Here is a 12,052-nt window from a genome sequence, read left to right as displayed (position 1 = left end):
TGCCCGGTCGGACCGGTGTCGCCGGACGGTCGGCGCCCGGCTGGCCCGGTGCCGCCGGACGGGCGGCGCCCTGACGACCCGGTGCGGCGGCCGTTTCCCGCTGCGGGGCGGTCGGTACCGCGGCGCGGACGCCGGCGGTGGCGCGGGTGGTGGCCCGGCGGGCCAGCACGTTCGTCGCGACGAGGGCGGCGACGGTCAGCGCGGCGCCGGCGATCTCGGCCGGTACCGGGCGGTACCCGCGGACGATCTGGATGCCGAAGGTGATCACCGGTACCAGGTTCATGAACAGCGCGGCGTTGGGCGCGCCGAGCCGGCGGATCGCCACGTTCCAGGCCAGTACCGCGAGCACCGAGGAGGCGATCGCGATGTACCCGAGCTGCCAGGCGTCGGCGCCGAGCGCGGCCGGTCCGGGCAGGTGGCCGACGCCGGTCAGGTCGGCGACGAGGGCGACCAGTACGGTCGCGGCCGCGCCGACGATCTGGGTCAGCGTGCTGAACCGCAGCGAGCCCCAGCTGGCGAACCGGCCGGCGCCGTGCGTGTACACGGCCCAGCCGACCACGCCGAGGAACGCCATCGCGTCGCCGCTGCCGATCGCGCCGAGGTCGGTCGGGTGGCCGTGCGTGATGACCAGCCCGACGCCGACCAGGGCCAGCAGCATCAGGCCGAGGGTGGCGGGCGTGGGCCGGACCCGGTCGCGTACCCACCGGACCAGCACCGTGAGCAGCGGGGTCAGCGCGACCATCAGGGCGCCGTTCTGCGGCGCGGTGTAGCCGAGCGCGATGTTGACGAGCAGGTTGAAGCCGGCGATGCCGACGACGCCGAGTACCGCGATCTCGGCGAACCGACCGTCGGTACGAAACGCGCGGCGGCCGGCGGTGGCGGCGAGCACCGCGGCCAGCACGGCGGCGGCGATCAGGTAGCGCGCGGCGGTGAGGTGGTACGCGTCGACGTGCCGGAGGGCACCGGCCATCACGATGAACATGCCGCCCCAGATGGCGACGGAGAACAGTGGCAGTCCGTACGAGCTGGACCTGGACATGAGCGAGACACCCTTTGTTCGACGGATCTCGAACCTTTGACTCGACTCACCCTAGGTGCATGTTCGACGATTGTCGAACATGAGTTACCCTTGACACATGGAGCTCTACGAGCCGGACGTGGCCGCCGTGCCGGTGACCACGATCCTGTCCGCGCTGGGCGACGAGGCCCGGCTGGAGATCGTGCGCGAACTGCACCGCGACGGTGAGCGCTGCTGCGGCACGTTCGACCTCGGGCTGGCCAAGGCCACCCGGTCGCACCACCTCAAGGTGCTGCGCGAGGCGGGCGTCACGCACACCCGCATCGAGGGCACCAGCCGGTACGTCTCGCTCCGCCGCGACGAGCTGGAACGCCGTTACCCCGGCCTGCTCTCCGCCGTCCTCGCCACCGCACCCACCCCCTGAAACCGGGGCCGGCACCGAGCCCGCCCCCGAGGTGGCGGCGGGTCGGCACACTGGGGGCATGACGATGCCTTCGCAGCCTGCCGCGCTCGCCTGTCCGCTGTGCCGGAACCAGGATTTCCAGCGCGAGGAGGGGCGGCTGGACAGCAAGTGGGGCGTGACCTCACACAAGATGGTGCTGATGATCTGCACCCGGTGCCGCTACATCCTGCACTTCTACGACAAGCACTCCATCTTCGACTTCGACTGACCGACGCCGGCCGCGGCGGCGTGGTCAGGACGTGACGTCCTTGCGCAGGAAGCGCCACCAGGCGAGGGCGGTGAAGCCGCCGGCGTAGATCAGCGCGGAGAGCGCGCCGCGGGCCATCTGGTCCCAGCGCACCGGGTCGGTCAGCAACCCGGTGAAGGCGTCCTGGTAGTGCGTGGGCAGCACCGCGCGCAGCCCGCCGAGCGCCGTCACCTGGTCGAGGATGCTGGACACGATGACCAGCAGCACCGCGCCGCCGACCGCGCCGAGCGCGTTGTCGGTGCAGACCGACAGCAGGAACGCCAGCGCCGCCGGTACCAGCAGGACGATGGCCAGGTAGCCGACCACACCGGCGATCCGGCCCAGCGCCGGACCGGGCTCGATGGTGTCGCCGGTCATCGTCACCAGCGGGTGCCAGCCGAACGCGGCGGCGCCGACGGCGAGCGTGACGCCGGTCAGCACCACCAGCGCCGCCGCCGAGGACAGCAGCCCCACCGCGTACTTGACGCCGAGCAGCCGGCGGCGCGGCACCGGCGCGGCGAGCAGGTAGCGCAGCGATCCGGAGCTGGCCTCGCTCGCCACCGTGTCGCCGCAGAACAGCGCGACGATCACCACCAGCAGGAACGACGCCGAGACGAACAGGGTGAACACGGTGAAGTTCGCCGCCCCGGACTTGGCCACGGTGACGAACGCGTCGGTCTCGTTCTGCGCCGACCCGTCGTTGCCGTCGGTACCGAACCGGAACGCCAGGAACAGGATCACCGGCAGCGCGACCAGGAACGCGAAGACCAGCTGGGTACGCCGCCGGGTCAGCTGGCGCCGAATCTCGGTGCCGACCGACAGCGTGCGGGCCGGCCGGTAGCCGGCCGCCCGACCATCCACAGTGGACGTAGTCACCGCGCACCCCGATCCCGCCGCTCGTCCAGGAAACCGCCGACCTGGCTCGATCCCGACCCTCGGCCGATCCGCGTCCGTGCCGTCGGCCCGGTCATGACTCGCCCCGGTCGAGCAGGGCGAGGAAGGCGTCCTCCAGCCGGCGCCGCGGTACCAGCCGGTCGACCTCGACGCCGCCGTCGACCAGGGCGTCGACCAGCCGGTGCCGGGGCGTGCCGTCGGCCAGCTCGACCAGCAGGCCGCCGTCGGCCCGCGCCACCGTCGCCACCCCCGGTACGGCGGACAGCAGCGGTGCGGCCGCGTCCGGGTCGGCGACGCCGACCAGCACGCTGGGCGAGTCGCCGATGATCTCGGCGACCGGACCGGCCGCCACCAGCTCACCCCGGCGCATCACCACCACGTGCGTGCACGTCTGCTCGACCTCGGCGAGCAGGTGGCTGGAGACCAGCACCGCCCGGCCGTCGGTGGCGTAGCGCTGCAGCACCCGGCGCATCTCGGCGATCTGCGGCGGGTCCAGCCCGTCGGTCGGCTCGTCCAGGATGAGCAGGTCGGGCAGGCCGAGCATGGCCTGGGCGATGGCCAGCCGCTGCCGCATCCCGTGGCTGTACGCGCGGACCCGGCGGTGGATCGCGTCGCCGAGGTCGGCGATGTCGAGCACCTCGTCGATCCGCGCGTCGTCGAGCGGGCGGCCGGTGGCCCGCCAGTACAGGGTGAGGTTGTCCAGGCCGGACAGGTGCGGCAGGAAGCCGGGCCCCTCGACGAGGGCGCCGATCCGGGACAGCACCGGGGCGCCGGGGCCGGCCCGGTGGCCGAACAGCAGCGCCTCGCCGGCGGTCGGCCGGATCAGCCCGAGCACCATCCGCAGCGTGGTGGTCTTCCCGGCGCCGTTCGGCCCGAGCAGGCCGACGACCTGGCCCGGCTCGACGGTGAAGCTGGTGCCGCGGACCGCGACGAACCCGTCCTTGTACGTCTTGCGCAGCCCGCGCACCGCGAGCGGCGTGTCGGCCAGCTCGGCGACCACCGCGCGCTGCCGGCCGCGCCGCCGGGCCCGGGCGATCAGCACCGCGGCGGCGATCACCAGCACGGCGAGCACGACCGCGGCGGCGAGCAGCCAGTACCAGATGCCGGACGGGTCGGTGAGCGGCGTGGCGGCGACGGCGGGCAGCTGCAGCGCGCCGGTCACCGCGACGGTGTAGGTCGCCGGCTCGCGCGGGCCCGCGTACGCCCGGTCGGCGGTGTCGACCACCAGCCGGATCCGGTGCCCGGTGGCGAACCGGTACACCATGCCGGGCAGGGAGACGGTGACGGTGCCGCTGCCGGTGACCCGGATCGGCGCGGCCTGGCCGGCGACGAGGCGCTGCCCACCGTCCGGGGCCACGTCGTACAGCTTGGCGAACAGCACGCCGCCGGGTCTCGTGGCGCCGATGCGGACCGGTACCCGGGCGGCGCCGGTGAGATCGACCGGCCCGGTCAGCGCGGTCGAGGTGAACGCGGCGGTCTGGCCGGGGATCTCGGTGGCCGGCGTCTCGCCGGCGATGCCGACGCCGGGGATGGTGGAGGTGGCGGCGGGCGTGGAGTTCGGCGGGCCGGCGATCGGCTGCGCCGGGCCGCGCAGCGCGACCTGCGCGCCGGGCCGGTGCAGCCCGGGGTACCGCCGGGCGGACATCGCGGTGGTGCGCACGGCGTCGGCGGACCGGTCGTACCCGACGATCCGGCTGAACGTGAACGAGTCCGACCCGTCGCCGCTGCCGCCGCGCAGGTACCGGTCGAGCCAGCTCGCGGTGAGCTGGCGGACCCGGTCGTGGTCGGCGGCCGAGCCGTCGCCGCCGTCGTGACCGCCGGAGAACCACGCCACCCGGACCGGCGCGTGGGTGATGCCGCGCGCGTTCGCGTCCGCCTCGGACAGCGGGAACAGCGTGTCCGACAGCCCCTGGACCAGCAGCGTCGGCGCGTGGATGCGGTCGAGGACCGGTGCCGGCGAGGATCTGTGCAGCAGCGCGACGGCCGCCGCGTTCGGCTTGCCGCCGGCGAGCACCTGCCGGTACATCCGGCACACCTCGGCCGCCCAGCGGCCGCAGCCGACCGCGGCCGGGTCCGGCGGGCTGCCGGCGGAGCGCGGCGGCCGCTCGGTGCGCAGGCCGGCGATGAACAGGGTGCCCAGCCAGGCCTGCTTGAGCACCCCGTCGGTGGCCGGCCGGCCGGTCGACTCGGGGAACAGCGCGCTGCCCAGGTCGTGCCAGGTGATCTGCGGGACGATCGCGTCGACCCGCCGGTCCGCGGCGGCGAGCAGCAGCGTCAGCGCCCCGCCGTACGATCCGCCGACGGCGGCGACGCGCGGATCGTCCGGGCCGTCGGTGCGCACCTCCGGCCGGCGGCCGAGCCAGTCGACCAGCCGCTGCGCGTCCTTGACCTCCCAGTCCGGGCTGTCCAGGTGGATCTCGCCGCCGGAGCGGCCGAACCCCTGCGCGGTCCAGGTGAGCACCACGTAACCGAGCCGGGCCAGGTCCTTCGCGTCGCCGGCGACGCTGGCCTTGGTGCCACCGAGCCCGTGCGCGAGCAGTACCGCGGGGGCGGGCCGGTCGGTGTCGGGCAGGAAGAGCGAGGTGTCCAGGCGGACCGACTGGTCGCCGGCCGGGCCGGTGCGCACCGTCACGAACTGGTCCTGCACCCGGTAGCCGGGCAGCGCCCGGACCACGAAGAACCCGGTCAGGCCGGCGGCCAGCGCGAGGACGACGATCGCCGCGACGACCCGGTCGCGGGTCCGGCGGGGCAGCAGGCGCGGCATGCGCCAACGGTACGCGGCGCCATGATCGCGTCGCCGCCGTTCCACAGCGCCGCCTCAGCCAGCGAGCGCACATTCCCCGCACTTCGGTCAGCGGACGGGTCGGGGTCGGGGTGCGGTCGGTGGTCGCGGCAGGCGGATAGGCTCGCCGCGTGACCAGCCAGACCAGCTCACTGACCCTGACCGCGAGCCTGCGGCCCGCCGCGCTGGACGGCCGGCGCGGCATCGTCCGGCTGCATCCGGAGGTGCTCGCCGCGCTCGGACTGTCCGCCGGCGCACCGGTGCTGCTGACCGGCCGGCGCGCGTCGGCCGGGCTGGCGCTGCCGGCCGAGGCGGACGCCAGCCGCGCCCTGCTGTACGCGGACGACCTCACCCTCGGCAACCTCGGGGTACGGGACGGGGCCGAGGTCACGGTGGCCCCCGCGCCGGTGACCGCGGCCCGTACCGTGCAGGTCGCCGGGCCGGCGCAGACGGTGGCGCTGCTGTCGCCGGAGATGCTGCGGCTGGCGCTGCTGGGCAAGGTGGTCACCGCGGGTGACAACGTGTCGCTGCTGCCGCAGGACGTGGCGCCGGCGGCGGGCGGCCGGACGGCCGCGCAGTGGGTGGCGGCCGGTGCGGTGACCCCGCCGGTGGAGGCGACGAAGCGCAGCCTGTCCAACAGCCTCGGGATGGGCTGGGTGTCGCTGCTGCTGACCGTGACCGACACCGGCTCGACCGGGCCCGGCGTGGTCACCATGGACACCGTGGTGCGCTGGCAGGACGGCCCGGCGACCCGGTCCAGCGCGACCCCGGCGCCGACCCATCAGTCCACAGTGGACACTCTGGAGGCGATCGACCAGGAGCCGGTCGAGGTGGCCGACCTGGCCGGGCTGCGCCCGCAGGCGCAGGAGCTGACCGAGCTGCTCGACCTCGGCTTCCACCACGGCGAGATCCTGGCCAAGCTCGGTACCACCGCGAGCCTCGGCGTGCTCGTCACCGGCCAGGCCGGCTCCGGCAAGTCCACCCTGGTCCGCGCGGTCGCCGACGAGGTGTCCGCCACCGTGGTCACCGTCTGGGCGCCGGAGGTCGCGGCGCTGGCCAACGACCCGGCCGCGGCCCGGCTCGCCGACGCCGTGGTGCGCGCGCGGGAGGCGGCCCCCGCCGTACTGCTGGTGTCCGATGTGGACGCGCTCGCGCCGCGCGACGCGCCCGGGCCGCTCGCCACCGTGTTCCGCCGTACCGTGCGGGCCGCGCTGGACGCCGGCGTGGCGGTGGTGTGTACCACCAGCCGCCCGGAGGACGTGGACCCGCAGCTGCGCGGGCCGGAGCTGCTCGGCCACGAGATCGCGGTACCGCTGCCCGATGCCGCGGAGCGCCGCGAGCTGCTCGGCGTGCTCACCCGCGACGTCAAGCTCGCCGAGGACGTGAAGCTCGACGACGTGGTCGCCCGTACTCCCGGGTTCGTCACGGCCGACCTGCTCGCGCTGGTCCGGGAGGCCGGGGTGCGGGCCGCGGTGCGGCACCGCAACGCGTCGGCGACCGCCGGGCGTACCGACGCCGGGTCGGTGGCCGAGCCGGCCATCTCCGCGGCCGACTTCGACGCGGCGCTGGAGGTGGTCCGGCCGACCGCGATGACGGAGTCCACTGTGGACGTCTCCGGCGTGACGCTGGACGACGTGGGCGACATGACCGAGGTCAAGCAGACCCTCACCGAGGCGGTGCTGTGGCCGCTGACCTACCCGGACACGTTCGACCGGCTCGGCATCGAGCCGCCGCGCGGGGTGCTGCTCTACGGGCCGCCCGGCTGCGGCAAGACGTTCCTGGTGCGCGCGATCGCCGGCCAGGGCAAGGCGAACGTGCTGTCGGTCAAGGGCGCCGAGCTGCTGTCCAAGTGGGTCGGCGACTCCGAGCGCGCGGTGCGCGAGCTGTTCCGCCGGGCGCGCGACGCGTCCCCGTCGCTGGTGTTCCTGGACGAGATCGACGCGCTGGCCCCGGTGCGCGGCCAGGCCACCGACGGCGGTACCACCGACCGGGTGGTCGCCTCGCTGCTCACCGAGCTGGACGGGGTCGAGTCGCTGCGCAACGTCGTGGTCGTCGGCGCCACCAACCGGCCCGACCTGATCGACCCGGCGCTGCTGCGCCCCGGCCGGCTGGAGCGCCTGGTGTACGTGCCGCCGCCGGACACCGAGGCCCGCACCGCGATCCTCGACTCCGCCGCCCGGAAGGTACCGCTCGCGGCCGACGTCGACCTGCCGTCGCTCGCCGCCGACCTGGACGGCTTCTCCTCCGCCGACTGTGCCGCCCTGGTACGGGAGGCCGCGCTCGCCGCGATGCGCGAGTCGCTGACCGCCACCGAGGTCACCGCCGCCAACGTCGCCGCCGCGCGCGACCGGGTCCGCCCGTCCCTCGACCCCGACCAGGTCGCCTGGCTCGCCAACTACGCCAAGGCCCACAACGCCGGCTGACCACGGCCGGCTGTCGGACCCGGCTGGTACGACGGGGGCATGACGATCACCGTGGCGCGCGGCGACCTGTTGACGGCCGAGGTCGAGGCGCTGGTCAACGCGGTGAACACCGTCGGGGTCATGGGCAGGGGGCTGGCGCTGGCGTTCCGGCAGGCGTACCCCGCGATGTACCGCGACTACCGGCGGGCCGCGCGGGAGGGCCGGCTCGCGGTGGGCCGGATGCACGTGTGGCCGACCGGCGCCGAGGTGGGCCCGCGGTACGTGCTCAACTTTCCGACCAAACGGCACTGGCGGTCGGCGTCCCGGCTGGCCGACGTCGAGGCCGGTCTCGCCGATCTGGTCGGCACGATCGACCGCCTCGGTCTGCGCTCGCTCGCCGTGCCGGCCCTGGGGTGCGGCCACGGCGGCCTGCCCTGGCCCGACGTCGAGCCGCTGATCCGCTCCTCCCTCGGCCGCAGGCCGGCGGTCCGCGTCCTCCTGTACCCGCCCGCCTGACCACACCGCGATCACCGGCCGGCCGGCCGCGCCGCGATCCGGGACGCGCGCCCGCCACCGGCAGCGCGATTCGCCCGAGCGGCCGACGGGCGCGATGACGCCAGAAAGCTCCTAATTTGGTTAAAAGCTTCAAATTTGCGCCTTGCCTCGGTAGATTTTGACTGGAATGCGCATCTCGTACCGAGGAGGCTGCCATGTCCGTCACCCGCCGTTCGCTGCTCGCCGCCGCGGGGCTGGCCGCCGCCGGCCCGGTACTGCTGTCCCGGTCCCGGCCGGCACGTGCCGCCACCTCCCCGGTGCTCGCCGGCCAGCGCGTCATCCACGCGTACTCCGGCCTCACCCCGCCCGACTCGCTGCTGGCCACGATCCGGTCGGGAGGCACCGCCGGGGTGCTGTTCTTCGGCGACAACATCTCGTCCGAGTCGCAGATCGCCTCGGTGATCGACCAACTGCGTGACGCCGCGGCGGACAGCCCGATCGACGCCCCGCTGCTGCTGCTCACCGACCAGGAGGGCGGGCAGGTGCGCCGGCTGCCCGGCGCGCCGGACCAGTCGGAGAAGCAGGTCGGGGCGTCGAGCGATCCGACCGGCGCGGCGCGGACCGCGGGTACCGGCGCCGGCAACAACCTGGCCGGAGTCGGGATGAACCTGAACCTGGCCCCGGTCCTCGGCGTGTACCGGGCGGCCGGCGACTTCCTCGACCAGTACGGGCGGTCGTACAGCATGGACGCCGGTGTCTGCAACGACTGCGGTGGCGCGTTCGTCGACGCGCAGCAGGCGACCGGGGTGGCCGCCACCGCCAAGCACTTCCCGGGTCTCGGCGCGGCCACCTCGCGGCAGAACACCGACAACGTGCCGGTCACGCTGAAGGTCTCGGCCAGCACGCTGCGGTCGGTCGACGAGGCGGCGTACGCGGCGTCCATCAGCGCCGGCGTCAAGCTGGTGATGTGTTCCTGGGCGGTCTACCCGAGTCTGGACGCGTCCCGCCCGGCAGGGCTGTCCAAGACGATCGTCGGCGGCGAGCTGCGTAGCCGGCTCGGCTTCGGCGGCGTCACCGTCACCGACTCGATCGGCGCCGGAGCCCTGTCATCGTACGGTTCCGTCGGCAACCGCTCGGTATTGGCGGCCGGCGCCGGGATGGACCTCATCCTCTGCACCAGTGAGAGCGCCGGCGACTCGGCCGCCGACGCGCTGAGCGCCGCGCTGGACGACGGCACCCTCGACCACGACACGTTCGTCGCCGCCGCCGACCGCGTCACCGCCCTGCGCCACACCCTGACCTGACCCGTACCGGGCTATCGCCGGTCGGGATCCGAGTCGGCGGTGGCGGACTCGTGGGCTTCGGGGATGACGGGCTGGAAGAGTTCGACCAGGTTGCCGGCGGGGTCCTGGACGAGCGCCTGCCGGCCGCCGATGCCGGTGACCGGCTCGGCCCGGAACGGTACGCCGGCGGCGCGCAGCCGGGCGACCTCGGCGTCCAGGTCGTCGACCTCCAGCACGATGCGGTTCCAGCCGCCCGGCGTCTGGACCGTACCGTCGGCCATCGGCCGCGAGCCGCCACCCGCCTGGTCCGTGGTGATCGGCGCGACGAGCAGGAAGCGCAGGTCGCCGCGGGCCAGCATCGCGAACGGCGGCGCCGGATGCATCACCTCGCGGAAACCGAGCTGCCCGCAGTAGAACGCGATCGCCGCGTCGACGTCGTCCACCAGGTACCGCACCGTGGCCACCGCCACCGCCCCCTCCGTCGCCTTTCCCCGACCCTAGACCGATCCTCGGTGCCCCAGAGCCGCGAACGGCGACTGGAAGCTCGTCGGCTCGCGGCGGCCACCGCCCCGGGCCGGGTCGCCGACGCGCTCCGGTCACTGCTGGACGCCCTGCACTGAAGTTCCCAGCGGGACGGCACGACCTCGTGGATCTCGTCCCAGACGATGTGCTCGGTACCGCCCGGCCAGCCGGCGTTGCCCTCCTCGTCCAGGGTGCTGTAGACGGCGTAGTACAGCGACAGCTCCGGCCGCAGGTCGGCCAGCAGCGCGGTCGCCCAGGAGTGCAGCGCGGTGTCGGTCGCCGGCACGATCCAGGTGCGCCGCTTCCCGAACGGCAGGCCGACCGCGCCGCGCCGACGCAAGCCCCCGGCCCGCCGTCGCCGACCCGGCGCCACCACTGCCCGTGCCGGCGCGGATCAGTGCCGGCGCTGACTGGCGTCGGTTCGGCCGTCACGCGGAGGGGTTGTCGCAGGCCGGCGGTACGGTCGGGCGGTGGCCAGGGAACGGTTCCGGATGGTGGTGGCGGTCTACGGGCTGCTGCGCGACGGTGATCGGTTGCTGCTGATGCGGCGGGCCGGGTCCGGCTACCACGACGGCGAGCTGTGCGTCCCGGCCGGCCACGTCGACGGCAACGAGGACGTCGCCAGCGCGCTGGCCCGCGAGCTGCGCGAGGAGCTGACGATCACGGTCGAGCCGGACGCCTGCCGGCTGGCCCTGGTCGCGCACCGCGCGCCGGAGACCGCCAGCGACCACGAGTACCTCGACCTGTTCTTCGAGGTCCCGCGCTGGGACGGCACCCCGGCGATCGGTGAGCCGGCCAAGTGCGTCGAGCTGTGCTGGGCCGACGCGGCCGCACCGCCGGCGGACACGGTCGCCTACGTCGCCGCCGCGCTGCGCGAGGTCGCCGCCGGCACCCCGCTCCTCCGCTACGGCTGGCCCCCCGACTGAGGCGGTCGCCCCGGCGGGGCGGATCCCGGTGGCGGAAACGCGGCGGTACTGCTCTGCTCGGGTCGCCGCCGCCCTGCCGGGTTGACAGCCACTTCGCTCAGGTCGACGGCCGCCGTGCCCGGGTCGACGGCCACGTCGCTCGGGCGGTGGCGGGTTCGCGGGGTGGCATCGGGGGCGCGGCGCCCGGAGAGGGGGGCAGCACGGTGGGTGCGGAACCACGGGCGGTGGGACGCCGGATCGGGTACGCCGCGCTGCCGGCGTTCGTGCGCACCTGGGTCGACGCCCGGTACGGGCCGGTCACGGTGCTGCGCGACCACGTCGGCGGGATGTCGCCGGGCTGCGCAACGAGCCTGCGCACCGGGGCCGGCGAGACCATCTTCGTCAAGGCGGTCGGCGCCGAACTGAACGCGCAGACGGTCGAGCTGTTCCGCGCCGAGCTGCGGTTGCAGCGGATCCTGCGGCCGGCGCCGTACCGGCCGGCGCTGCTCGGCGGGCTGGACCGGGACGGTTGGGTGGCGATCGTGCTCCAGCACGTCGATGGCCGGTTCCCGGATCTGTCCGACGTCGCCGACCTCGCCGCGGTCGCCGCCGCGATCGACGCCCAGGTCGCCGAGCTGACCCCGGTACCGGCCGGGGTCGACGTGCTGCCGCTCGCCGAGACCGCGCGGCGCTGGCTGGCCCGGTGGGCGGACGTCGCCGCCGACCCTTCCCGGTATCTGCCGGGTTGGGCCGCCGCCCGCTGCGACGCGCTGCTGTCCCGGCTGCGTACCCTGCCGGGCCGGCTGCCCCCGACCACGCTCTGCCACTTCGACGTGCGCGACGACAACGTGCTGATCCGGTCGGACGGCTCGGCCGCACTGCTCGACTGGGGCATGGCCCGGCTCGGCCCGCCGTGGACGGATCGAGTGCTGCTCGCCGCCCAGCAATCGACCTCCGCGGCCGACCGCCTCCTGCAGCGCTGGTTCCCCCCAGCCGACCGAGCCGACCGAGTCGACCGAGCCGACCGAGTCGACCGAGTCGACCGAGTCGACCGAGTCGACC

Annotated in this window: 11 protein-coding genes; 7 read left to right on the top strand and 4 right to left on the bottom strand. The window is 74.7% G+C overall.

Annotated elements, in window-relative coordinates; all coding sequences use genetic code 11:
- Positions 1 to 1,039, bottom strand: a 1,039-nt coding sequence (locus NUM_RS02835; RefSeq protein ID WP_207122938.1) for a DMT family transporter, incomplete at its 3' end; no start/stop codon positions are given.
- 97 nt (positions 1,040 to 1,136) lie between these two features.
- Here NUM_RS02835 and NUM_RS02830 point away from each other — a divergent pair.
- Positions 1,137 to 1,442: an ArsR/SmtB family transcription factor gene (locus tag NUM_RS02830; RefSeq protein WP_207122937.1), complete on the top strand. Its 306-nt coding sequence runs from the start codon at positions 1,137 to 1,139 to the stop codon at positions 1,440 to 1,442.
- Positions 1,443 to 1,500: 58 nt separating this feature from the next.
- Positions 1,501 to 1,689, top strand: a complete 189-nt coding sequence (locus NUM_RS02825) for a hypothetical protein (protein WP_030448865.1) — start codon at positions 1,501 to 1,503, stop codon at positions 1,687 to 1,689.
- Positions 1,690 to 1,713: 24 nt separating this feature from the next.
- Here the strand turns inward: NUM_RS02825 and NUM_RS02820 are convergent, their stop codons facing one another.
- Both NUM_RS02820 and NUM_RS02815 read right to left on the bottom strand, forming a co-directional pair.
- Complete coding sequence (locus tag NUM_RS02820) at positions 1,714 to 2,583, bottom strand: ABC transporter permease (protein ID WP_207122936.1); 870 nt, start codon at positions 2,581 to 2,583, stop codon at positions 1,714 to 1,716.
- 91 nt (positions 2,584 to 2,674) lie between these two features.
- The gene (locus tag NUM_RS02815) at positions 2,675 to 5,365 is read right to left on the bottom strand and encodes an alpha/beta fold hydrolase (protein ID WP_207122935.1); all 2,691 of its coding nucleotides are present in this window, start codon (positions 5,363 to 5,365) and stop codon (positions 2,675 to 2,677) included.
- Between the two features lie 149 nt (positions 5,366 to 5,514).
- Here NUM_RS02815 and NUM_RS02810 point away from each other — a divergent pair, with 149 nt between their 5' ends.
- The 3 genes from NUM_RS02810 (at position 5,515) to NUM_RS02800 (ending at position 9,584) form a co-directional block, all read left to right on the top strand.
- Positions 5,515 to 7,806 (top strand): AAA family ATPase, encoded by a 2,292-nt coding sequence (locus tag NUM_RS02810; RefSeq protein WP_225918293.1) that lies wholly within the window; start codon positions 5,515 to 5,517, stop codon positions 7,804 to 7,806.
- Positions 7,807 to 7,845: 39 nt separating this feature from the next.
- Positions 7,846 to 8,301 (top strand): macro domain-containing protein, encoded by a 456-nt coding sequence (locus NUM_RS02805; RefSeq protein WP_207122934.1) that lies wholly within the window; start codon positions 7,846 to 7,848, stop codon positions 8,299 to 8,301.
- Positions 8,302 to 8,495: 194 nt separating this feature from the next.
- Positions 8,496 to 9,584 (top strand): glycoside hydrolase family 3 N-terminal domain-containing protein, encoded by a 1,089-nt coding sequence (locus NUM_RS02800; protein WP_207122933.1) that lies wholly within the window; start codon positions 8,496 to 8,498, stop codon positions 9,582 to 9,584.
- An 11-nt stretch (positions 9,585 to 9,595) separates the two neighbouring features.
- Here the strand turns inward: NUM_RS02800 and NUM_RS02795 are convergent, their stop codons facing one another.
- Entirely contained in the window at positions 9,596 to 10,033 is a 438-nt protein-coding gene (locus NUM_RS02795) for a VOC family protein (protein ID WP_207122932.1), read from the bottom strand.
- A 522-nt stretch (positions 10,034 to 10,555) separates the two neighbouring features.
- Between NUM_RS02795 and NUM_RS02790 the strand changes: the two genes are divergently transcribed.
- Together NUM_RS02790 and NUM_RS02785 are read left to right on the top strand one after the other, a co-directional pair.
- Positions 10,556 to 11,011 (top strand): NUDIX domain-containing protein, encoded by a 456-nt coding sequence (locus NUM_RS02790; RefSeq protein ID WP_225918292.1) that lies wholly within the window; start codon positions 10,556 to 10,558, stop codon positions 11,009 to 11,011.
- A 203-nt stretch (positions 11,012 to 11,214) separates the two neighbouring features.
- Positions 11,215 to 12,052: phosphotransferase (locus NUM_RS02785; protein ID WP_207122931.1), on the top strand; the 838-nt coding region annotated here is incomplete at its 3' end.

Origin of the sequence: Actinocatenispora comari (assembly GCF_017312725.1) — a bacterium.
GTDB classification, from domain to species: domain Bacteria; phylum Actinomycetota; class Actinomycetes; order Mycobacteriales; family Micromonosporaceae; genus Actinocatenispora; species Actinocatenispora comari.
Note: the sequence above shows the minus strand (reverse complement) of the source record. Positions and strands in the feature narration are given on the sequence as shown.